At 71.9% G+C, this 21,980-nt stretch carries 23 protein-coding genes; 11 read left to right on the top strand and 12 right to left on the bottom strand.

Annotated features, from left to right (window positions below; all coding sequences use genetic code 11):
• Positions 1-144 precede the first annotated feature (144 nt).
• Entirely contained in the window at positions 145-1,077 is a 933-nt protein-coding gene (locus tag AB0F18_RS25380; protein ID WP_362064419.1) for a LysR family transcriptional regulator, read from the bottom strand.
• A gap of 223 nt (positions 1,078-1,300) precedes the next feature.
• Here AB0F18_RS25380 and snpA point away from each other — a divergent pair, with 223 nt between their 5' ends.
• Complete coding sequence (gene snpA / locus AB0F18_RS25375; RefSeq protein WP_362064417.1) at positions 1,301-1,972, top strand: snapalysin; 672 nt, start codon at positions 1,301-1,303, stop codon at positions 1,970-1,972.
• 80 nt (positions 1,973-2,052) lie between these two features.
• On the opposite strand, the gene AB0F18_RS25370 is transcribed toward snpA, so the two are convergent.
• From AB0F18_RS25370 to AB0F18_RS25355, 4 genes are all read right to left on the bottom strand, one after another.
• On the bottom strand, positions 2,053-2,250 hold the full coding sequence (locus AB0F18_RS25370) for a hypothetical protein (protein ID WP_362064427.1): 198 nt from the start codon (positions 2,248-2,250) through the stop codon (positions 2,053-2,055).
• A 73-nt stretch (positions 2,251-2,323) separates the two neighbouring features.
• Entirely contained in the window at positions 2,324-2,926 is a 603-nt protein-coding gene (locus tag AB0F18_RS25365) for a GNAT family N-acetyltransferase (protein ID WP_362064415.1), read from the bottom strand.
• A 124-nt stretch (positions 2,927-3,050) separates the two neighbouring features.
• The gene (locus AB0F18_RS25360; protein ID WP_362064413.1) at positions 3,051-4,100 is read right to left on the bottom strand and encodes a family 2 encapsulin nanocompartment cargo protein polyprenyl transferase; all 1,050 of its coding nucleotides are present in this window, start codon (positions 4,098-4,100) and stop codon (positions 3,051-3,053) included.
• A complete protein-coding gene (locus tag AB0F18_RS25355) occupies positions 4,100-5,506 on the bottom strand; it encodes a family 2B encapsulin nanocompartment shell protein (protein ID WP_362064411.1) in 1,407 nt (468 codons plus the stop codon). The genes AB0F18_RS25360 and AB0F18_RS25355 overlap by 1 nt, the downstream gene beginning before the upstream one ends.
• Positions 5,507-5,733: 227 nt before the next feature.
• Between AB0F18_RS25355 and AB0F18_RS25350 the strand changes: the two genes are divergently transcribed.
• From AB0F18_RS25350 to AB0F18_RS25335, 4 genes are all read left to right on the top strand, one after another.
• Entirely contained in the window at positions 5,734-6,204 is a 471-nt protein-coding gene (locus tag AB0F18_RS25350) for an Rrf2 family transcriptional regulator (RefSeq protein WP_362064409.1), read from the top strand.
• Between the two features lie 103 nt (positions 6,205-6,307).
• Positions 6,308-7,498, top strand: coding sequence for a globin domain-containing protein (locus AB0F18_RS25345; protein ID WP_362064407.1), 1,191 nt, complete (start codon positions 6,308-6,310; stop codon positions 7,496-7,498).
• A 91-nt stretch (positions 7,499-7,589) separates the two neighbouring features.
• Positions 7,590-8,180: an N-acetylmuramoyl-L-alanine amidase gene (locus tag AB0F18_RS25340; protein WP_362064405.1), complete on the top strand. Its 591-nt coding sequence runs from the start codon at positions 7,590-7,592 to the stop codon at positions 8,178-8,180.
• Positions 8,181-8,190: 10 nt separating this feature from the next.
• The gene (locus AB0F18_RS25335) at positions 8,191-9,087 is read left to right on the top strand and encodes a pyridoxal-phosphate dependent enzyme (protein ID WP_362064403.1); all 897 of its coding nucleotides are present in this window, start codon (positions 8,191-8,193) and stop codon (positions 9,085-9,087) included.
• Between the two features lie 14 nt (positions 9,088-9,101).
• On the opposite strand, the gene AB0F18_RS25330 is transcribed toward AB0F18_RS25335, so the two are convergent.
• Positions 9,102-10,685, bottom strand: a complete 1,584-nt coding sequence (locus tag AB0F18_RS25330) for a Na+/H+ antiporter (RefSeq protein WP_362064401.1) — start codon at positions 10,683-10,685, stop codon at positions 9,102-9,104.
• A 76-nt stretch (positions 10,686-10,761) separates the two neighbouring features.
• Here AB0F18_RS25330 and AB0F18_RS25325 point away from each other — a divergent pair, with 76 nt between their 5' ends.
• From AB0F18_RS25325 to AB0F18_RS25315, 3 genes are all read left to right on the top strand, one after another.
• A complete protein-coding gene (locus AB0F18_RS25325) occupies positions 10,762-11,022 on the top strand; it encodes a UBP-type zinc finger domain-containing protein (protein ID WP_362064399.1) in 261 nt (86 codons plus the stop codon).
• 190 nt (positions 11,023-11,212) lie between these two features.
• Positions 11,213-11,626, top strand: a complete 414-nt coding sequence (locus AB0F18_RS25320) for an anti-sigma regulatory factor (protein ID WP_362064397.1) — start codon at positions 11,213-11,215, stop codon at positions 11,624-11,626.
• Positions 11,627-11,637: 11 nt separating this feature from the next.
• Positions 11,638-12,624 (top strand): RNA polymerase sigma factor SigF, encoded by a 987-nt coding sequence (locus AB0F18_RS25315; protein ID WP_362064425.1) that lies wholly within the window; start codon positions 11,638-11,640, stop codon positions 12,622-12,624.
• Positions 12,625-12,654: 30 nt separating this feature from the next.
• Here the strand turns inward: AB0F18_RS25315 and AB0F18_RS25310 are convergent, their stop codons facing one another.
• Positions 12,655-13,125, bottom strand: coding sequence for a hypothetical protein (locus AB0F18_RS25310; protein WP_362064395.1), 471 nt, complete (start codon positions 13,123-13,125; stop codon positions 12,655-12,657).
• 85 nt (positions 13,126-13,210) lie between these two features.
• Between AB0F18_RS25310 and AB0F18_RS25305 the strand changes: the two genes are divergently transcribed.
• Both AB0F18_RS25305 and AB0F18_RS25300 read left to right on the top strand, forming a co-directional pair.
• Positions 13,211-14,176 (top strand): diacylglycerol kinase family protein, encoded by a 966-nt coding sequence (locus tag AB0F18_RS25305; RefSeq protein WP_362064393.1) that lies wholly within the window; start codon positions 13,211-13,213, stop codon positions 14,174-14,176.
• A 319-nt stretch (positions 14,177-14,495) separates the two neighbouring features.
• The gene (locus AB0F18_RS25300; protein WP_003953983.1) at positions 14,496-14,753 is read left to right on the top strand and encodes a WhiB family transcriptional regulator; all 258 of its coding nucleotides are present in this window, start codon (positions 14,496-14,498) and stop codon (positions 14,751-14,753) included.
• Positions 14,754-14,909: 156 nt separating this feature from the next.
• Here the strand turns inward: AB0F18_RS25300 and AB0F18_RS25295 are convergent, their stop codons facing one another.
• Positions 14,910-16,379 (bottom strand): PAS domain-containing sensor histidine kinase, encoded by a 1,470-nt coding sequence (locus AB0F18_RS25295; RefSeq protein WP_362064391.1) that lies wholly within the window; start codon positions 16,377-16,379, stop codon positions 14,910-14,912.
• Positions 16,380-16,792: 413 nt separating this feature from the next.
• A complete protein-coding gene (locus tag AB0F18_RS25290) occupies positions 16,793-17,386 on the bottom strand; it encodes a TetR/AcrR family transcriptional regulator (RefSeq protein ID WP_362064389.1) in 594 nt (197 codons plus the stop codon).
• Positions 17,387-17,599: 213 nt separating this feature from the next.
• Here AB0F18_RS25290 and nagB point away from each other — a divergent pair, with 213 nt between their 5' ends.
• Positions 17,600-18,385 (top strand): glucosamine-6-phosphate deaminase, encoded by a 786-nt coding sequence (gene nagB / locus AB0F18_RS25285; RefSeq protein ID WP_362064388.1) that lies wholly within the window; start codon positions 17,600-17,602, stop codon positions 18,383-18,385.
• Between the two features lie 64 nt (positions 18,386-18,449).
• On the opposite strand, the gene AB0F18_RS25280 is transcribed toward nagB, so the two are convergent.
• The 3 genes from AB0F18_RS25280 to AB0F18_RS25270 are packed head-to-tail and all read right to left on the bottom strand — an operon-like array spanning position 18,450 to position 21,855.
• Positions 18,450-19,958: a glycoside hydrolase family 3 protein gene (locus AB0F18_RS25280; protein WP_362064387.1), complete on the bottom strand. Its 1,509-nt coding sequence runs from the start codon at positions 19,956-19,958 to the stop codon at positions 18,450-18,452.
• 5 nt (positions 19,959-19,963) lie between these two features.
• Complete coding sequence (locus AB0F18_RS25275) at positions 19,964-20,800, bottom strand: carbohydrate ABC transporter permease (protein WP_362064423.1); 837 nt, start codon at positions 20,798-20,800, stop codon at positions 19,964-19,966.
• 35 nt (positions 20,801-20,835) lie between these two features.
• A complete protein-coding gene (locus tag AB0F18_RS25270) occupies positions 20,836-21,855 on the bottom strand; it encodes a sugar ABC transporter permease (protein WP_362064386.1) in 1,020 nt (339 codons plus the stop codon).
• Between the last annotated feature and the right edge of the window lie 125 nt (positions 21,856-21,980).

The following is a 21,980-nucleotide window of genomic DNA, read 5'->3' as shown; positions in this document are numbered from 1 at the left end:
GACGCGACCGAAGGGAGCGCCCTTGACAGGCCGTCACGACACGGAAGGACAGTGGGACTGACGGGAAGCCCCCAGCACTTCTCCGAGACCGCCCAACCGGAACCCCGCCACCCCCCGACCCCGGGCGACCATCCCGCCCCGCCCCTAAGCCACCAGCAGCGCGCTCCCCTCCCGCCTCAGCCATGCCCGGTACGGCGGGGCGCCCAGGGCCGCTTCGCGGTAGGAGGCGCGGAGGTCCTCGTAGACCTCCGCGTGCTCCCCCGGGCGGGTGGCCAGCAGCAGGCGTACCGCCAGGGGGTCGCCCAGCAGCGGGCGGATCGCCATGTCGTCCCGGGGGCCCGATGTCGGCTGGCACGGGGCCACCGCCTCGCCGGAGACGATCAGTGAGGCCGCCGTGTGGTAGTCCGCGTGCAGGACCTGGGGGGCGAGTCCGGCCCGGGCGAACACCCGGCGCAGGCCGTCCCATTCGCCGTCGACCGAGGGGTCCACCGTCCAGCGGTCCCCGGCCAGGTCCTGTAACGCCACCACCGCCGACCGCGCCGCGGGATGGTCCAGGGACATGGAGACGAACTGCGGCTCGCGCTCCATCAGCACCCGCAGTTCCAGCCCGTCCGGCACCCGCAGCGGGCTGCCCTCCACCTCGTGCACGAACGCCACGTCCAGCTGCCCGGCGGCGGTCATCCGCAGCAGGGCGTTCGCCGAGACGTCCACCACCAGCGTGGTCTCGGTCTCCGGTGCCCGCCGGTGCAGCCGGCGCAGCCACCCCGGCAGGGCCCGGCTCGCGGTCGAGCCGATCCGCAGCCGGGGCCCGTGCGCGGCGGCCCGCGCCTCGGCGACGAGGGCGGCCATCTCGGCGAGGAGCGGGCGCGCCCGCCCGAGTACCGTGCGCCCGAAGGGAGTCGGCCGGCAGCCGGTGCGCTCGCGCAGGAACAGTTCGCCCTCCAGGGCCCGTTCGATCCGGCGCAGCTGCGTGGTGAGCGAGGGCTGGCTCACGCCGAGCTGCCGGGCGGCCTTGTGCAGGCTCCCGGCGTCGGCGATGGCGCACAGTGCGCGCAGGTGCCTCACCTCAAGCTCCATGACCCGAGGGTAGGCGGGCCCAGGGGACCGCACCAGCCGCCGATAGCCCCCCGAATCACGCCATTCTCACGCTAGTTGACCAAGGTAAATCTCTCCGAAACCCCCCGATAGGGCGGTGTTATCGGCCTCTGACATCATCCCCCGGCCCCTTCGGCTCCCGCAGACTCCGGTACCGGACGACCCATCCACCCCCCACTGCACCAGATGAGTAGGAGCCCCCCACATGCGCCACTCCCGCAGGACCCTGCTGTCCGCCGCCACGGTCGGCCTCGGTGTCGCCGCCGCCCTCGGCGGCGTCGTCCCCACCGCCGGAGCCGCGACCTCCGTCGCGGGCCAGGGCAGCCCGGCGAGCTACTCGGCGTACGAGCGCTCGCAGGAGAACGCGACCGCGAACAAGGCCTTCTTCGAGGCCGTCCAGCGCGCGGTCGCCGAGCAGCGTGCCGCGAACCCGAGCGCCACGGCCGTCGTCACCGTCACCTACAACACCCGCAACGCGCCCAGCTTCCGTACGCAGATAGCCAATTCGACCCGTATCTGGAACGGCTCGGTCTCCAACGTGAAGCTGCAGGAGGTGTCCTCGGGCGGGAACTTCTCGTACTACGAGGGCAACGACTCGCGCGGCTCGTACGCGAGCACGGACGGGCACGGCCGGGGCTACATCTTCCTCGACTACGCGCAGAACCAGCAGTACAACTCCACCCGCGTGACGGCCCACGAGACGGGGCACGTGCTGGGTCTGCCGGACCACTACACGGGTCCGTGCAGCGAGCTGATGTCGGGCGGCGGTCCGGGCACCTCGTGCACGAACGCCTACCCGAACAGCACCGAGCGGTCGCGCGTGAACCAGCTGTGGGCGAACGGCCTGGTGGGCTCGGGCCTCGGCACCAAGGGCTGAGCCACCCGCACGCCGCCACCCGCACACCGGCCCCCTCCGCACCCCCCACGGGCCCGCGCACACGGCAGCGTCCGCGGAGGTCATCCCTCCGCGGGCGCGTACCGGGGGCAGTCCGGGTTCCGGCAGGGGCCCGGGACCCATGCGGGTACGAAGATCCCCAGGGACTTGCGGCGGCGGACCACCGTCTCCACGGGGTTCCCGCAGGCCGGGCACGTCAGCTGTGCGTGCCCGGCCTGCGGGGCGACCCTCGCGTGCTCGTGCTGCTGTTCACCGGCCATACCTCCACGGTAGGCCGGTTTCGCGCGTTCGACCGGTCAGCGCTGAACTACTTCAGTTGAAGTGGTCAGGCGGCTACCCCCGCGGCTTGCGCCACATCGGCCACATCAGCGGGCCGTCCGGCAGCCGCACCGCCTCGCCGGTGAACTCCCAGCCCAGCCGCTCGTACAGCCGTATGCTCCGCTCGCTGCTCGCCTCCAGGTACGCCGGGACCCCGTCCCGGTCGCAGCGCTCCAGCACCGGCCGGATCAGTGCGGTGCCCAGCCCCTCGCCCTGCCGGCCGGGCGCGACCGCGATCATCAGCAGGTACTCGTGCTCCTCGGCGGTGGGGTGCACCGCCCCGGTGAGCCGCCCGACGAGCTCGCACCGCTCGTTTCCGGGGTCGGCCACCGCACGCATCTTCGCCGGCACGTCATCCTCGGCGGCCTCGCCCTCCGGCTCACCGGCCGGGATCCGCAGCCACAGCGCGGCCGCCGAGCCGTCGGCGGCGTAGTCGATCCGGCCCTCGGCCAGCGCGACGTCGACGAAGACCCCGAGGAACCTGCCGTGGACGGCGGCGCGGTGTCCGGGATCGGGGAAGACCCAGGAGCTGACCGGGTCGCTGCGGAAGGCCTCGTCCAGCAGGCGCGCGACGGCGTCCCGGTCCGACTGGTCCGCCCGGCGTATCTCCAGCACCACAGCTCACACCCTTCACTCGCGCATCAACGACCGCGAGTGATCCTAGAGTTGGCCGGAGCGCGCGGAAAGGTCCGTTTCCGGCACCCCCGCGGTGCCGGAAACGGACCTCCCCCCGTTGCCCCCGCTACCTCGTCCGGCGCGTCACGAACTCCGCGAGCGCCAGCAGCCCGCCCGCCGCCGTCACGTCCGGCACCGCGCGGGACAGTTCCTGCACCGCCCGGCCCATCCGGTCGCCGGCGTGGGCCTGCGCCCAGTCGCGGCCGCCGGCCCGCTCCACGGCCCGGGCGGCCCGCCGCACGTCGCCGTCCCCGGTCATGGGACCGGCGTACAGGGCGGCCAGCTCCTCCCCGGCCTCGGTGCCGGAGGTGAGGGCGGCCACGACCGGGAGGGACTTCTTGCGCGCGAGCAGGTCGGCCCCGGCGGGCTTCCCGGTGTGGCCGGGGTCCCCCCAGATGCCGATCAGGTCGTCGATCAGCTGGAAGGCCAGTCCCGCCTCCCGGCCGAAGGCGTCCATCGCCTCGACCTCCTCCGGCCCGGCCCCCGCGTACAGCGCGCCGACCGCGCACGCGCAGCCCAGGAGGGCGCCGGTCTTGGCCGTGGCCATGGCCAGGCACTCCTCCAGCGAGACGGACGCGCGCCGTTCGAAGGCGCAGTCCGCCTGCTGGCCCGCGCACAGCTCGACGACGCAGGCCGCGAGGCGGGCCGAGGCCCGCGCCGAGGCGGGGTGCGGGTCGTCGGCGAGCAGCCGCAGCGCGAGCGCCATCATGGCGTCGCCGGTGAGGAGCGCGTCCGGGATGCCGAAGACGGTCCAGGCGGTGGGCCGTCCGCGCCTGCGGGCGTCGTTGTCGATGACGTCGTCGTGCAGCAGCGTGAAGTTGTGCGCCAGCTCCACGGCCGCCGCTGCCCGTACGGCGGATTCCGGGTTGCCCTGGGGGCCGCCGAGGGCCCCCGCCGAGGCGAGGACGAGGGCCGGGCGGATGGCCTTGCCCGCGCCGACGGCGGCCGGGCTGCCGTCCTCGTGCTCCCAGCCGAAGTGGTACATCGCCACCCGCCGTGTGGGGGCGGGCAGGCTCTCGACGGCCCGGCGCAGCTCCGGGTTGACCGTTTCTCTTGTGCTGTCCAGCAGGGCGGCCGCCTCCTGCCCCTCGCCGGCGGCGATGACGTTCGCGGTCATCAGCGCCAGCGGCCGATCTCGACGTTCTCCAGTACGCCGAGCGCGTCGGGGACGAGCACGGCGGCGGAGAAGTAGGCGGTGACCAGGTAGGAGATGATCGCCTGCTCGCTGATGCCCATGAAGCGCACCGACATGCTCGGCTCGATCTCGTCGGGGATGCCGGGCTGGTGGAGGCCGATCACGCCCTGGTTCTCCTCGCCGGTGCGCATGCACAGGATGGAGGTCGTACGGGCGTCGCTGACCGGGATCTTGTTGGACGGGAAGATGGGCACGCCCCGCCAGGCCGGCACGCGGGTCCCGGCGACGTCGACCGTCTCGGGGTAGATGCCGCGCTTGTTGCACTCTCGGCCGAAGGCGGCGATGGCCTTGGGGTGGGCGAGGAAGAGGTTGGAGTCGCGGCGCATGCTGAGCAGCGCGTCGAAGTCGTCGGGGCTGGGAGCGCCGTCGTGGGGCTGGATGCGCTGGTCGTAGTCGGCGTTGTGGAGGAGACCGAAGTCGGGGTTGTTGAGCATCTCGTGCTCCTGGCGCTCCCGCAGCGCCTCGACCGTGAGCCGCAGCTGCTGCTCGGTCTGGTTCATCGGGTGGTTGTAGAGGTCGGCGACGCGGGTGTGCACGCGCAGGACCGTTTGTGCAATGGAGAGTTCGTACTCGCGGGGGCGGGCCTCGTAGTCGACGAAGGTGCCGGGGAGGACGGCCTCGCCGTGGTGGCCGGCTGAGAGGTCGATGGCGGCCTCGCCGTACGGGTTGGCGTGCCGCTCGGGCCGCGTCCGTACGCTGTCGAGGTGCGCGCGGAGCGAGGCGACGCGGTCGGCGAGGAGCTGGAAGTCCTGGCGGGTCAGGACGAGCGCGGTGCCGGGGGTGGCGGCGCGGGCGGTGTACTCCCAGATGGCCTCTTCGTCGGTGAGGGCGTCCTCGCCGAAGTAGGCGCCGTCGGCGACGGTGCGCAGGACGGCGTCGTCTCCGTAGGGGCCGGGGCCGATCTGGTCGATGCGGCCGTGGGCGAGGAGGAAGACCTGGTCGGAGGGGCTGCCGAAGGAGGTGAGCTCCTGGCCGGCCTCGAAGTCGATCTGGCGGCAGCGCGCGGCGAGCTCGGTGAGGGCCTCCTCGTCGGTGTAGTCGCGCAGCAGGGGGAGCTCGCCGAGCTCGGCGGGGATGACCTGGACCTGGCTGCCCGTCTTGACGAACTCCACGATTCCGTTGCCCACGGAGTAGCTGAGGCGGCGGTTGAGGCGGTAGGTGCCGCCCTGTACCGCGACCCAGGGGAGCATCTTCAGGAGCCACCGCGAGGTGATCTCCTGCATCTGCGGGGCGGACTTGGTGGTGCTCGCCAAGTTCCGCGCGGCCGCGGTGCCGAGACTGCGCTGCGGTGTCTGGGCTTCGGGTTCGGAGCCCGCCTGGACCGACATGTCTTTCCCTTTCGATCACTCCATGGTCTGCGGTAGAGAAGCCTTTCAGCACGCCATGCAGTCGGACCATTACACAAAAGGGTGGGACTACTCCGGGCCCGGCTGGGCATTCTCCAGAGTTCAACGTCTTCACAGAACCCTCGCTGCGCCCCACCCGTTTCGACGATCCCGCACGCCCCCCACCTCCTAACTTGCATCCTCGATGCCAGTTTTCCTAGGCTGAGCCCATGCGGCTGACCCGATTCACCGACCTGGCGCTGCGCGTGCTGATGCGCCTGGCGGTCGAGGACGCGGACCTCCCCACCACCCGCGAGGTGGCGGCGACCATGGAGGTCCCGTACACCCACACCGCCAAGGTGGTCGCCCGGCTCCAGCACCTCGGCCTGATCGAGGCGCGGCGCGGCCGCGGCGGCGGGCTGGCGCTCACCGCGGCCGGACGCGCCGCCTCGGTGGGCGGCGTGGTGCGGGAGCTGGAGGGCGAGGGCGACGTCGTGGACTGCGAGGGGACCACCCCCTGCCCGCTGCGCGGGGCGTGCGTCCTGCGCGGCGCGCTGCGCCGGGCCCAGGAGGCCTTCTTCGCGGCGCTGGACCCGCTCACGGTGGACGAACTGGTGGCGGCCCCGACCGGCCCCCTCCTCCTCAGCCTCTCGGGCACCGCCCGCGGCCCGTCCGGCCCACCGGACCCCCGGGACCGCTAGGGCCCGCACCCTCCCACGGACCTCCGCGACCGGCGGAGCCGTTCCGCCGCAGCTTTAAATACGAACCTGATACTCCAATTCATCACTCACGCGAGGAGCCCCCATGCTGTCCGAGAAGTCGGCCGCGACCGTCCGCGCCACCCTGCCCGCCGTCGGGGCCGCGATCGGCGACATCACGGAGCTGTTCTACGAGAAGCTGTTCGCGGCCCACCCGGCGCTCCTGCGCGACCTGTTCAACCGCGGCAACCAGGCCGCCGGCCTCCAGAAGCAGGCCCTCGCCGGCTCCATCGCGGCCTTCGCCACCCACCTCCTGGAACACCCGGACACCCGCCCGGACGTGATGCTCGGCCGCATCGCCCACAAGCACGCCTCCCTCGGCGTCACCCGCGAGCAGTACCCCGTCGTCCGCCTGCACCTGTTCGAGGCCATAGCCGAGATCCTCGGCGAGGCCGTCACCCCCGAGGTCGCCGAGGCCTGGGACGAGGTCTACTGGCTGATGGCGAACGCCCTGATCGCCATCGAGGAGCGCCTCTACGCCGAACAGCAGGTGCTGGCCGGCGACGTCTGGCGGGAGTGGACCGTGACCGCGCGGACCGAGGAGACCGCCGACTGCACCACCTTCCACCTCACCCCCGCCGACGGCAGCCCGGCGCCCGGCTTCAAGCCCGGCCAGTACGTCTCCGTCCAGACCGAACTCCCCGACGGCGCCCGCCAAATCCGCCAGTACAGCCTCTCCGGCGCCCCCGGCTCCCCCGTCCGCGCGATCACCGTCAAGCGGGTCCACGGCGGCGACGGCCCCGACGGCGAGGTCTCCAACCACCTCCACGCCCACCTCCGCACCGGCGACACCCTGCGCGTCTCGGCCCCGTACGGCGACCTGGTCCTGCGGGACTCCGCCGCGCCGGTGCTCCTCGCCTCCGCCGGGATCGGCTGCACCCCGATGCTCTCGATGCTGGAGCACCTGGCCGAAACCGGACACCCCGCCCCGGTCACCGTCCTGCACGCCGACCGCACCCCCGCCGACCACGCCCTGCGCTCCGACCACCGCGCGCTGACGCACAAGCTCCCCGGCGGCTCGGCCCGCTTCTGGTACGAGGCGGACGCGGAGCCGGGCGACGAGACCGGCCTCATCGACCTGACCTCCACCTCCGTCGCCCCCGGCACCCAGGCCTACCTCTGCGGCCCGCTCCCCTTCATGCGGGCGGTGCGCGAGCAGCTGATCGCCAAGGGGGTCCCGGCGGCCGACATCCACTACGAGGTCTTCGGCCCGGACCTCTGGCTCGCCGCGGCGTGACGCCTGGCCGAATAACGCCCTAGTCGCGGAAGGGCCGCCTCCACTACACCGGTACGTAACGAACCGCACACGCACCGTAAGGGAGGCGGCCATGTCCGCACCCATGTCCGCGGACCGCTTCATCGACGCCCTGCGCGACGAGGGCCTGACCGTCGTGGAGGTCGGGTCCTGGCGCACGCACAACCGCAACCACAAGGGCCCCTGGGGGCCGGTGCACGGGGTGATGATCCACCACACCGTCACCCACGGCACCTCCTTCACCGTGGAGCTCTGCCGCGACGGGGACAGCGCCCTGCCCGGCCCCCTCTGCCACGGGGTCATCACCAAGGACGGCCGCGTCCACCTGGTCGGCTACGGCCGCGCCAACCACGCCGGCGCCGGCGACTCCGACGTCCTGGCGGCGGTCATCGCCGAGAAGCGCCTCCCGCCCGACCACCACGCGGACACCGACGGCAACCGCCACTTCTACGGCTTCGAGTGCGAGAACCTCGGCGACGGCGAGGACCCCTGGCCGGCCGTCCAGCTCGACGCCATGGCCCGCGCGGCGGCGGCCGTCTGCCGCGTCCACGGCTGGGGCGCCCGCTCCGTCATCGGCCACCTCGAATGGCAGCCGGGCAAGATCGACCCCAAGGGGTTCACGATGGAGTCGCTGCGCAAACGGGTGGCCGACCGCCTCAAGTGACAATGGGCTGGTGACCCACCCCGAACTGCGCCCGCGCCCGCCGTCCCCCCTCATCGAGGCGGCCGACGAACGCTTCGGCGCGCACGGGGTACGGCTCCTCCTCAAGCGGGACGACCTCGTCCACCCGGAGCTGCCCGGCAACAAGTGGCGCAAGCTCGCGCCGAACCTCCGGGCGGCCCTGGAGGCGGGCCACGACCGGCTCGTCACCTTCGGCGGCGCCTACTCCAACCACCTCCGGGCCACGGCGGCCGCCGGCCGGCTGCTCGGCCTGGAGACGGTCGGCATCGTCCGGGGCGACGAGCTCGCGGACCGCCCCCTCAACGACTCCCTGGCCCGCTGCGCGGCGGACGGCATGCGGCTGCACTTCACCACGCGCGCGGAGTACCGGCGCAAGGCCGAGCCGGAGGCCCGGTCCCGGCTGCTGACCGCCGCCGGAGCGGCCGACGCCTACGTGATCCCGGAGGGCGGCAGCAACGCGCCCGCCCTCACGGGCTGCGCGGAGCTGGGCCGCGAACTGCGGGACGTCTGCGACGTGGCCGCGGTGGCCTGCGGCACGGGCGGCACCCTGGCCGGCCTCACGGCAGGACTGGCCCCCGGCCAGCGGGCCCTGGGGGTCCCGGTCCTGGCGGGGGGCTTCCTGGGGGCGGAGATACGTTCCCTCCAGACGGCCGCCTTCGGCGCCCCGACCGGCACCTGGACCCTGGCCGAGGGCTACGACCACGGCGGCTACGCCCGCGTCCCGGCCCCCCTCGAAGCCTTCGCCTCGGACTTCGAGTCCCGCCACGGCCTCCCGGTGGAGCGCATCTACGTGGCGAAGCTCCTGTGGGCCCTGACGGCCCTGACCCGGTCGGGCACCTTCCCCCGGGGGACGACGGTCGCGGCGGTGATCACGGGGCGGGGGGAGTGATCGCCCCGCCCACCTCACCCCGCCTCCTCCCGATACGCCGCCGCCTCCTCCAGGTCCAGCCTCCGCAGCAGGCCCCTGAGCATCTCGTCGTCGATGCGGCGGCGGTCGCGCAGGGTGACGAAGACCTCGCGCTCCGCCTCGATCATCTCCCGCGCCAGGCGGCGGTAGACCTCGTCCGCCGACTCGCCCGTCAGCGGGTTGACCTCCCCCAGCCGCTCCCACACCGCGTTGCGCCGCCGTTCCAGTACCGTCCGCAGGCGGTCCACCAGCGGAGGCGGCAGGGCGCTGTTCGCCGGGTCCTCCAGGAGTTCCGCCAGGCGTTCCTCCGCCGCCCGCGAGGCCTCGCTCTGGGCCTGGGCCTCCGCGAGGGTCTCCGCCCGGGCGTCCCGCGGCGGCAGCCGCAGGGCCCGGATCAGCGGCGGGAGGGTCAGGCCCTGCACGACCAGCGTGCCGATGACCGTCGTGAAGGTGAGGAACAGGATCAGGTTGCGGTGCTGCACGCTCATCGGCACGGAGAACGCGATCGCCAGCGAGACCACCCCCCGCATCCCGGCCCAGCCCACGATCACCGGGGACTTCCAGTCGGTGTCCGGCTCCCGCGTGCGGATCCGCTCCGACACCCACCTCGGCATGAAGGTCGCCGGGAACACCCACACGAACCGCGCCACCACCACCGCGAGGAACACCGCCACCGCGTACCAGGCGGCGGCCAGACCCTCGTACTCGCTCAACCCCCGCAGCACCACCGGGAGCTGGAGGCCGATCAGGGCGAAGACCACCGACTCCAGCACGAACGCGACGACCTTCCACACCGCCTCCTCCTGGAGCCGGGTCGCGAAGTCGACCTGCCAGTTCCGGTGCCCCAGGTAGAGGGCGACGACGACCACCGCCAGGACGCCCGAGGCGTGCACCCGCTCCGCCGCCGCGTACGCCACGAACGGGATCAGCAGGGACAGGGTGTTCTGCAGCAGGGGCTCGCGCAGCCGCTTCCTCAGCTGGTGGATCGGGACCATCAGCAGCAGGCCCACGCCCACCCCGCCGACCGACGCCAGCAGGAACTCCGCGACCCCGCCCGCCCAGCCGGCGCCCAGCCCGGCGGCCGCGGCCAGGGCCACCTTGTAGGCGGTGATGGCGGTGGCGTCGTTCACCAGGGACTCGCCCTGCAGGATGGTCGTCACCCGGCTCGGCAGCCCCAGGCGCCGGGCGATGGCGGTCGCCGCGACGGCGTCCGGCGGGGCCACGACCGCGCCCAGCACCAGCGCCACCGGCAGTGACACCCCGGGCACGACCAGGTACGCCGCCCAGCCCACGACCAGTGTCGCGAACAGCACGTAGCCCACCGACAGCAGGGCGATCGGCCGGACGTTGGCCCGCAGGTCCAGGTACGAGCTGTCCACCGCGGCCGTGTGCAGCAGCGGCGGGAGCAGCAGCGGCAGCACGATGTGCGGGTCGAGGGCGTACGAGGGCACCCCCGGCACGTACGCTGCGACGAGTCCCACGGCGACCAGCAGCAGCGGCGCCGGCACGGGCGTGCGCCGGGCGGCCCCCGCCACGGCGGCGCTCACCGCCACCAGCGCCACCAGTGGCAATACCTCCATCGAAGATCCATCCCCATCCGTCGTCACCGTCGTCGCGCCCACGACCCGGCCGCGCCCTGGCCGTAACCTGGCCATCATGAGCGAGTGCACCCACGTTGCCGAACTGCCGCGCCCCGAGCCCGTCCCGCATGCGCTGACCTGCCCGGAATGTGAAGTGCTCGGAAGCCATCCGGTACAGCTGCGCATGTGCCTCGGCTGCGGGTACGTGGGCTGCTGCGACAGCTCTCCCCACCGGCACGCCACCGCGCACCACCGGGAGACGGGTCATCCGGTGATGCGCAGCTTCGAACCGGGAGAGACGTGGCGGTGGTGTTTTGTCGACGGTTCGATCGTCTGAAGTGGGGTAGGTCAACCCTCCGCCGGTTCCCCCGAATTGGGCCCGCAGACCCCTAGCCACTGTGCGTACCCATGGGCTTACCATCAGTCACTGGCCGTGGGGCGGGGCCATCGAGGGGTGCCGCGACACGATCGCCCGGATCGCGATAGCGTCACCGGCGAACAGAGCTCGTACCACCTTGGAGGTGAGGGTGTCCCAGATCGCAGGCGAGCCCGCGACCCAGGACTTCGTGGAAGTCCGGCTGCCGGCTGCGGGTGCCTACCTGTCGGTGCTGCGAACGGCCACGGCCGGTCTCGCGGCACGGTTGGACTTCACCCTCGACGAGATCGAGGACCTCCGCATCGCGGTGGACGAGGCCTGCGCGATCCTGCTCCAGCAGGCCGTGCCGGGCTCCGTCCTCAGCTGCGTCTTCCGGCTGATCGACGATTCGCTGGAAGTGACCGTCTCCGCGCCCACCACCGACGGGCGCGCGCCGGAGCGGGACACGTTCGCGTGGACCGTGCTGTCGGCGCTGGCCGGCAAGGTCGAGGCGACGGTCGAGGACAACCGGACGGTGAGCATCAGCCTCTACAAACAGCGCGGCGCGGGACCAGGCCCGGCGTGAGCGGCGGGGAGATCCCGGTGCGGGGCGGGGATCGGCCCCGGGTACGGCACGAGGTCGACGGCGGCATCCCGGAGCAGCACCACGCCCGGCCGCACCCGGCTGACGCGGATGCGGAAGACGGCTTTTTGGACTCGGCGGAGCGACGGGCGGGCCCTATGAGCGAGAACCAGCACGACCAACCACAGCCACCGGAGGCCCCGGCCCCGGAGGTGCCGGACGAGGCGCAGGTGGCGCTGCCGGATCCGCGGGACCGCAGCGGTGCGCGGGCCCTGTTCTTCGAGCTGCGCGAGCTGCCCGAGGGGTCACCGGAACGGGCGGAGCTGCGCAACCGGCTGGTGCGGATGCACCTGCCGCTGGTCGAGCACCTGGCGCGGCGGTTCCGCAACCGCGGCGAGCCGCTCGATGACCTGACGCAGGTCGCCACCATCGGCCTGATCAAGTCGGTGGACCGGTTCGACCCGGACCGGGGGGTGGAGTTCTCCACGTACGCCACCCCCACCGTGGTCGGCGAGATCAAGCGGCACTTCCGTGACAAGGGCTGGGCGGTGCGGGTGCCGCGGCGGCTGCAGGAGCTGCGGCTCTCGCTGACGACGGCGACCGCGGAGCTGTCCCAGCAGCACGGCCGCTCCCCCACGGTGCACGAGCTGGCCGAGCGGCTGGGGATCTCCGAGGAGGAGGTGCTGGAGGGGCTGGAATCGGCCAATGCCTACAGCACGCTGTCGCTCGACGTGCCGGACACGGACGACGAGTCGCCGGCGGTGGCGGACACCCTGGGCTCGGAGGACGAGGCGCTGGAGGGCGTCGAGTACCGAGAGTCGCTCAAGCCGCTGCTGGAGGGGCTGCCGCCGCGGGAGAAGCGGATCCTGCTGCTGCGTTTCTTCGGGAACATGACCCAGTCGCAGATCGCCCAGGAGGTGGGCATCTCGCAGATGCACGTCTCGCGGCTGCTGGCGCGCACGCTGGCCCAGCTGCGCGACAAGCTCCTCGTGGAGGAGTGAGCTCAGGAGCGGTGGAGGCGTGCTGAAGGGTTATCGGGCCTGGTCGCCGGGTCCGATGCCCAGTGCCTCGGTCGCCGTCGGGTTCACCAGGAGCGCGGCGACCGCCACGGCCGCCAGGGCCAGGGCGACGGCGGCGATGGTCATGGCGCCGCCGGTGGTCCACAGGGTCCAGGCGACCGGGAGGGCCATCAGCTGGGTGATCAGCGCCGGGCCGCGGCTCCAGCGGCGGCCCAGGCGCAGCCCGCGTGCCGCGATCAGCGGGAGCGCGGCGAGGGCGAGCAGGGTCACGCCGCCGGTCTCGGCCTGCTGCGGCGAGTCGGGGTGGCCGGCGATGCCGACGAACAGCATGTAGACGCCGAGCCCGGCGAGGGCGAGGCCCTCCAGCGCGGTCAGCGCGGCGGCGGCGGTCAGCCGGCGGGGCAGCGTCGCGGGCTCGGCGGCTGCGGCGGCGGAACCCGCGGGGGACGCGGCGGGGGTGCGGGGGCTCGGCTTCTTGCTCACTCCAGCAGGGTAGCCGCGGGGGCCCCGGACCGGACGGGGACGGTCGGTAGAGGACGTGTGGGGAGGGGTGGGTAGTCTGACGACCATGCGTGCACTTCTCGTGGCCAACCCAGCAGCGACGACCACCAGTGCGCGCACGCGCGACGTCCTGACCCATGCCCTGGCCAGCGAGATGAAGCTGGAGGCGGTGACCACGGAGTACCGGGGGCACGCCCGTGACCTGGGGCGCAAGGCCGCGCACGAGGGGCTGGACCTGGTGGTGGCGCTGGGCGGCGACGGCACCGTCAACGAGGTGGTCAACGGACTCCTCCACAACGGCCCGGATCCGGAGAACCTGCCGCGGCTGGCGGTGGTGCCGGGCGGTTCCACGAACGTCTTCGCCCGTGCGCTCGGTCTGCCGAACGATTCGGTCGAGGCGACCGGTGCCCTGCTGGACGCGCTGCGCGAGCAGCGCGAGCGGACGGTGGGCCTGGGGCTGGCCGAGGGGACTCCGGGGACGGAGGACGAGGGGGTTCCGGCGCGCTGGTTCACGTTCTGCGCGGGCTTCGGTTTCGACGCGGGTGTGGTGGGGCGGGTCGAGCAGCAGCGGGAGCGCGGCAAGCGTTCGACCCACGCCCTGTATGTACGACAGCTGATGCGGCAGTTCTGGGAGGAGCCCAACCGCCGGCACGGCACGATCACGCTGGAGCAGCCGGGCGCGGATCCGGTGACGGATCTGGTGCTGTCGATAGTCTGCAACACCTCTCCGTGGACGTACTTGGGAAATCGCCCTCTGTACGCCTCTCCGGAGGCGTCGTTCGATACTGCGCTTGACGTATTGGCGCTGGACCGTTTGTCAACTCCGGCGGTCGCGCGGTACGCGACACAGCTCCTGACCTCGACTCCTGAGCGCGGTCCGCACGGCAAGCATGCGGTGTCTCTGCACGATCTGACCGACTTCACCTTGCATTCGAAGGTTCCGCTCCCTTTCCAGATGGACGGCGATCACCTCGGGGTGCGCACCAGCGTTCGGTTCACAGGCGTTCGCCGTGCACTGCGTGTGATTGTGTGAGTAGAAGAGCCCAAAGTCCTTTCAGTCGAACGTTTACACGCCGGTCCACCCCTAGGAACTAGGGCTGTGACCTAGTCGACACCGACGAATCCAAAAAAACTTTCCGGAAGGGGTTGTATCCCCGTCCGAGGTTTGCGAATCTCTACATGGCGATCGGGACAGCCCGCACAACCCGGCACCCACACAGAGCGCCAGAACCCCACCACGAATCTTGGACCGCACCAGGCAACTGGGCGTCGGCCCTTCCCTCACGGGGGGATTCGTGAAAGCGTTCACATTCACAAGCAACCTGTTCGCAATACAAGGAGATGGAGCAGCCATGGACTGGCGTCACAACGCCGTTTGCCGCGAGGAAGACCCCGAGCTCTTCTTCCCCATCGGCAACACCGGTCCTGCGCTGCTGCAGATCGAGGAAGCCAAGGCCGTCTGCCGCCGTTGCCCCGTCATGGAGCAGTGCCTGCAGTGGGCGCTTGAGTCCGGCCAGGACTCCGGTGTCTGGGGCGGTCTGAGCGAGGACGAGCGCCGCGCCATGAAGCGCCGCGCCGCTCGCAACCGGGCGCGCAACGCCAGCGCCTGATATCGACTTTCGAGCCTCGACGCGCAGCGCGTAGTACCCGTATAGCGCTCAGCAACGTGCTCTTGAGCCCCGGACCATCACCCTTCGGTCCGGGGCTCAGTGCTTTCCCCCGAACGGCCCCGTCACCCTCAGTGACGGGGCCTTCGGCGTCGTCGGCTACTTCTGCGGGCTGACCGGGACGTCGAGGACGACCTTGGTGCCGCGCGGCTCGGCGCGGACCATGTCGAAGGTGCCGCCGAGCTCGCCCTCCACGAGGGTCCGTACGATCTGCAGCCCGAGGTTGCCGGCCTTCTGCGGGTCGAAGCCCTCGGGCAGGCCGGAGCCGTCGTCGAGGATCGTGATCAGCAGCCGGCCGTCGGCGCGGCCCGATCCGCTGCGGGCGGCGGTGACCTCCACGGTGCCGCCCTCCCCCTGGGTGAAGGCGTGCTCCAGGGCGTTCTGGAGGACCTCGGTCAGCACCATCGACAGCGGAGTGGCCACCTCCGCGTCCAGGATCCCGAAGCGTCCGATGCGCCGGCACGCCACCTTCCCGGGCGAGATCTCGGCGACCATCGCGATCACGCGGTCGGCGATCTCGTCGAACTCGACCCGCTCGTCGAGGTTCTGGGACAGGGTCTCGTGCACGATCGCGATCGAACCGACGCGCCGCACCGCCTCGTTGAGCGCCTCGCGCCCGCTCTCGGAATCCATCCGGCGGGCCTGGAGGCGCAGCAGTGCGGCCACCGTCTGGAGGTTGTTCTTCACCCGGTGGTGGATCTCCCGGATGGTGGCGTCCTTGGTGATCAGTTCACGTTCGCGACGGCGCAGTTCGGTGACGTCCCGGCACAGCACCAGGGAGCCGATGCGGGTCCCCTTCGGCTTGAGCGGGATCGCGCGGAGCTGGATGACCCCGCCGTTGCCCTCGACTTCGGTCTCGCGCGGGGCCCAGCCGCTGGCGAGCTTGACGATCGCCTCGTCCACCGGACCCCGGGTGGGGGCGAGTTCGGCGGTGGTGGTGCCCAGGTGCTGGCCGACCAGGTCGGCGGCGAGGCCGAGGCGGTGGTAGGCGGAGAGCGCGTTGGGGGACGCGTACGTCACCACGCCGTCGGCGTCGAGGCGCATGAGCCCGTCGCCGGCGCGCGGGGAGGCGTCCATGTCGACCTGCTGGCCGGGGAACGGGAAGGAGCCCGCGGCGATCATCTGCGCGAGGTCGGAGGCGGACTGGAGATAGGTCAGCTCCAGCCGGCTCGGTGTACGCACAGTGAGCAGGTTGGTGTTGCGCGCGATCACGCCCAGGACCCGGCCCTCGCGGCGGACGGGGATCGACTCGACGCGGACCGGCACCTCCTCGCGCCACTCCGGGTCACCCTCGCGGACGATGCGGCCCTCGTCGAGGGCGGCGTCGAGCAGCGGGCGGCGGCCACGCGGCACGAGGTGGCCGACCATGTCGTCCTGGTACGAGGTGGGGCCGGTGTTCGGCCGCATCTGCGCGACGGAGACGTAGCGGGTGCCGTCGAGGGTGGGCACCCAGAGGACGAGGTCCGCGAAGGAGAGGTCGGAGAGCAGCTGCCACTCCGAGACCAGCAGGTGGAGCCACTCCAGGTCGGTTTCACCGAGAGCGGTGTGCTGGCGTACGAGATCGTTCATGGAGGGCACCTTGCGAGCGTACCCCGGGTACGAGGATGACTTTCCCCACGACGGGTACTCGGGAGTATCCAGGAGGGGCACACTCCGCGTACTGTTGGAGGAAGTGACGGGCCAGTAGGTCCGCGCTTTGGATGGACAGGACAGATTGGTCTAGTCCACAATTGCCTTAAGCTTCCGCCCTCCCCGCACAGGAGGACGGATCGAGGTGTCCGCGCGTTCTGCCCTGACCGCAAAGGCGCCTCCAACCGGCCGCCGGGAACCGCACACCTGACGGCCGTAAGTACTCCGGGCTACGGTGCCGGACGGGCTGAGGGTCCCGTCCTGCACCGTGGCCCAGAGGAATTCCGCCCGGTGGCCCCCGCCCCCGGGCTTTTGTCTTTCCCCGGCCTTTCCTGCGCGGCCCCCGGGCTTTCCTATGCGGGCCAGGCCAGCATCGCCAGCTCGGCCACCGCCTCCAGCTCCTCGCGGGTCGCCCCGTCACAGGACTGCTGGCTCATCCCCTGGAGCACCGCCCCGACGAAGCGGGCCAGCGCCCGGGCGTCCGTGCCGGCGGGCAGCAGCCCGCACGCGACGTCGGCCCTGATCCGGCGCTCGAACAGGCGCAGGCTGACGTTGCGGCGCTCGCGCAGGTCCTCGGCCACGTCCCGCGCGGTGGTGTTGGCGGCCGCGGTGATCACCATGCAGCCCGGCGGGTGGCCGGGGTCGGTGTAGATCTCGGCCGCCTCGCGCAGGACGCGTTCCACGGCCGCCTCGGCGGTGGGCTCCTCGGCCAGGGCGACGCCCGCGAAGTCCCCGTACCGGCCGCCGTAGACCGCCACCGCCTCGTCGAAGAGCGTGCGCTTGTCACCGAAGGCCGCGTAGAGGCTGGGCGCGCTGATCCCCAGGGTGCGGGTCAGGTCGGAGATGGACGTGGCTTCGTAGCCGTGCTCCCAGAAGGTCAGCATCGCCTTGTCGAGGGCGGCGTCCCGGTCGAAGGAGCGGGGCCTGCCGCGCTGTCCTGTCACCATGCGGCGATTCTATAGCGGTCGTTAGGGAATCTGATGGCGGGCCCGGTCCGGCGGCCCGCGCGCACGCTGCACCCTCTCCCCCACACCGGGCGGACGGCGGCGGACGGGACCAGCATGGAAGGGGGGCGGAGTACCGCCATCCGGGGGGTACGTTCTGCTAGATTGGTCTATACCACAAGCCCACCTCCTCCCACTCAGATCGGCAGGCCCCGCGTGGAAGTTGTCATCGTCAAGGACGCCAAGGCAGGCGGCGAGCTCATCGCGGAGGCCATGGCCGCCCTGGTCCGCCGCAAGCCCGACGCCCTGCTGGGCGTGGCGACCGGCTCTACCCCGCTGCCCATCTACGAGGCCCTCGCCGCCAAGGTCAGGGCCGGCGAGGTCGACGCCTCCCGGGCCCGGGTCTGCCAGCTCGACGAGTACGTCGGCCTGCCGGCCGGGCACCCCGAGTCCTACCGCGCGGTCGTGCTCCGCGAGGTCGTCGAGCCCCTGGGCCTGACCGAGGACTCCTTCATGGGCCCCGACGGCTCCGCCGCCGACGTCCAGGCGGCCTGCGAGGCGTACGACCAGGCCCTCGCCGACGCCGGCGGGGTGGACCTCCAGCTGCTGGGGATCGGCACCGACGGGCACATCGGCTTCAACGAGCCCTGCTCCTCGCTGGCCTCCCGCACCCGCATCAAGACGCTGACGGAGCAGACCCGCGTGGACAACGCGCGCTTCTTCGAGGACGACATCGACCAGGTGCCGCACCACGTCATCACCCAGGGCATCGGCACCATCCTCGACGCCCGCCACCTGGTCCTGCTGGCCACCGGCGAGGGCAAGGCCGAGGCGGTCGCCCAGACCGTCGAGGGCCCGCTGTCCGCGCTGGTCCCGGCCTCCGCGCTCCAGCTGCACCGGCACGCGACCGTCGTCGTGGACGAGGCGGCCGCCTCCAAGCTGAAGCTGGCCGACTACTTCCGCCACACCTACGCCGAGAAGCCCTCCTGGCAGGGCCTGTAGCAGCAAGCGCGAAAGGGCCGGGCCCCCCTCCTCGGGGGCCCGGCCCTTTCCCGTACCCGGCGGACTAGACGCCGGCGATGACCTCGGCCGCGGCCCGCCCGCAGACGCGGGAGGCGCCGTGCGTGGCGACGTACAGCGCCCCGCGCGGCTCGGCGCGCGGTACGCCCATCTCCACGACCACGGTGTCCGGCCGCGCGGCGACCAGGGCGTCCAGCGCCTCGGTCATCCACGGGTGCCGGTGCGCGTCGCGGACCACCGCGACGACCGTGCGGTCCCCCGCGGCCGCCAGTACGTCCCCGGCGGCCGAACCCTCCGGGTAGACGCCCGAGACGGTCCCCGGGACCAGGGAGGCCAGCTCCGCGGCCACCCCCCAGGGGGTCTCGTCGCCGACCGCGATGTTCGCGACGGGTGCGAGCGTGGCGACGTACGGGGCGGCCACGGGGACCGGGGTGCCCGTCACGACCAGCGCGCGGCGGGCCGCCTCCAGGCCGACGCCGGACGCGCGGCTCCCCTCCGGCTGCGCGTCCGTCCTGGCCCTGGGGGTCCCCCCGGACGGAGTCTGGGGGAGGGCCCATCCGGCGAGGGCGCGCACCCGCTCGGCGGCGTCGGCGAGCCGCTCCTCGGGAAGCACGCCCTCGCGTACGGCGTCGACCAGGGCGTCCCGCAGGCCCAGCACGGTCGCCTCGTCGGCGAGGCCGCCGCCGACGCAGATGGCGTCGGCGCCGGCCGCGATGGCCAGGACCGAGCCGCGCTCGATGCCGTACGTCCCGGCGATGGCGTTCATCTCCATGCCGTCGGTGACGATGAGGCCCTCGTAGCCCAGCTCCTTGCGCAGCAGGCCGGTGAGGATCTGCGGGCTGAGGGTGGCGGGGCGGGTCGGGTCGAGGGCGGGCACGAGGATGTGGGCGCTCATGACGGCCTTGGTGCCGGCCTCCATGGCCGCCCTGAACGGGACCAGCTCGCGGGCCTGGAGGGTGTCCAGGTCCACGTCGATGCGGGGCAGCGCGTGGTGGGAGTCGACGTTGGTGTCGCCGTGGCCCGGGAAGTGCTTGGTGCAGGCTGCGACTCCGGCGGCCTGGAGGCCCTCGACGTACGCGGCGGTGTGCCGGGCGGCGAGGCGGGTGTCGGAGCCGAAGGAGCGGACGCCGATGACCGGGTTGTCGGGGTTGGAGTTGACGTCGGCGGACGGGGCCCAGTTGAGGTTGACCCCGCACTCGGCGAGGCGGCGGCCCAGCTCGCGGGCGACCTCGCGGGTCAGGTCGGTGTCGTCGACGGCGCCGAGGGCCAGGTTGCCGGGGAAGGAGGAACCGCCGCGGACCTCCAGGCGGGTGACGTCGCCGCCCTCCTCGTCGATGGCGACGAGGAGGTCGTCCCGCTCGCGGCGCAGCTGCGCGGTGAGCGCGGCGAGCTGCTCCGCCGAGACGATGTTGCGGCCGAAGAGGCCGACGGCGGTGAGGCCCTGGCCGACCTGGCGCAGCAGCCAGGAGGGGGCGGTGGTGCCCTCGAAGCCGGGCTGGAGGACCGCGAGGGCGTCGCGGGTCAACGTATCGGTGTGGTGCGCAAGGATCGTCATGGCCGTTATCCCTTCACGGCGCCGGAGGTCATGCCGCCGACGGCCTTGCGCTGGAGGAAGATGAAGATCACCAGGACGGGGATCGCGAAGATCGAGGACGCGGCCATGGTGGCGCCCCAGTCGTTGCCGAAGGCGGTCTTGAACTGGGTCAGCCACAGCGGCAGGGTCTGGGCGGTCTTGTCCTTGTTGAGGATCAGGACCATCGCGAACTCGTTCCAGGCGGTGATGAAGCCGAAGAGCGAGGTGGACATCAGGCCGGGGGCCAGCAGCGGGAAGATCACCTTGCGGAAGGCCTGGCCGCGGGTGCAGCCGTCGATCTGGGCGGCCTCCTCCAGGGTCACCGGGACGGCGGCGATGAAGCCGCGGAGGGTCCAGATGGTGAAGGGGAGGACCATCACGAAGTAGATCGCGGTGAGCAGGCCGATGCTGTTCAGCATCTCGGCGTCGCGGGCGATCAGGTACATCGCGATGACCATGACCTCCCAGGGGGCCATCTGGGCCATCATCACGCCGAGGACGAGGCCCTTGCGGCCCTTGAACTTCATGCGGGCGATCGCGAAGCTCGCGGCGAGGGCGACCAGCAGGGCCAGCAGGACGGCGCCGACGGTGACGACGAGGCTGTTGGTGACGTAGGTCCAGAAGTTGTCGACGCCGGTGGCCTTGGAGAAGTTCTCCAGCGTCGGGGTGAAGACGAAGACCGGGTCCTTGGTGAGGATCTCGCTGTTCGGCTTGAGGGCCGAGGAGAACATCCAGTAGACCGGGAAGACGAAGACCAGGGCCAGCAGCAGCGCGCCGAGGTTCTTGGCGACGGTCGCGGGGCGCAGCGGCTTGCGGGTGCGCAGCTGCTGGGCGGGCTTGTCCGGGGCGGTGGTGGTGCTCACTGCTCCTCCTCCTGCTTCAGGATCAGGCGGAAGTAGAAGGACATGACGACCAGCAGGATCAGGATCGTCAGGACGGAGATCGCGGCGGCGAGGCCGTAGTGGGCCTGGCTCTGGCCCTCGACGTAGGCGAAGACCGGGAGGATCTCGGAGCCGCGGTCCGGGCCGCCCTTGTTCATCGCGTAGACCTGGGTGAAGGCCTTGAAGACCCAGATCACCTCAAGGAAGGTGGTGACGAGGAAGAACGGCTTCAGGTTGGGGAAGACGACCTTCCAGAAGGTCTGCCAGCCGTTGGCGCCGTCCATGCGGGCGGCCTCGTAGAGTTCGGCGCCGACCGTGGTGAGGCCGGCGTACATGTTGAGGGCGACGAAGGGGATGGAGCCCCAGACCACCAGGAGCGTGATGATCGTCATGGTGGACAGGCCGGTCTCGAACCAGTTGTGCTGTTCGTAGCCGGAGAAGCCGATCGTGCGCATGACCCAGTTCATGACGCCGAACTGCTCGTCGAACAGCCAGGAGAAGACCTGGACGGAGGCGACGACGGGCATGGCCCAGGCCATGACCAGCGCCATCGACAGGACCAGGCGCATCCACTTGCCGAGGCGGTTGAGCAGGATGCCGATGAGGCTGCCGATCACCATGATCAGCGCGACGTTGGCGAAGGTGAAGAGGAAGCTGCGGACGACGACGGTCCAGAAGTTCGAGTCGCCGAGCAGCTGGGTGTAGTTGTCGAAGCCCGCGAAGGGGTACTTCCGCTGGATGAACTCGATCTTGTTGATGTCCTGGAAGGACAGGATCACGTTCTTGATCAGCGGGTACAGCAGCAGGAGGGCGATGCTGGCCGCGGCCGGCAGGACCAGCAGGTAGGGCAGCCACCCCGAGGGGAGCTGTTTTCTGCCCCCGCGAGGAGGCGCGGGACGGGGGCCGGCTGCGGTGGCGGGCACCTTCGGCCGTCCGGCGGACTTGTGTGGTGCGTCCTGTGGAGCGCTGGTCGTCGCTCCCTGGGAGTGCACGGTCATGGCTTGGCTTCCTCGCGGTTGACTGTGGAGTCAAATGCGCGACCGGGGGCGCAGGGGCGGCTGGCCGCCCGCCGCGCCCCCCGGTGCGTTCACACTGCTGGGCTGTGCGGGTACTGCCGGGTGGG

It is taken from the genome of Streptomyces sp. NPDC029216, from assembly GCF_040648015.1.
Taxonomy (GTDB): domain Bacteria; phylum Actinomycetota; class Actinomycetes; order Streptomycetales; family Streptomycetaceae; genus Streptomyces.
This window is presented reverse-complemented; position numbering and strand designations above follow the sequence as displayed.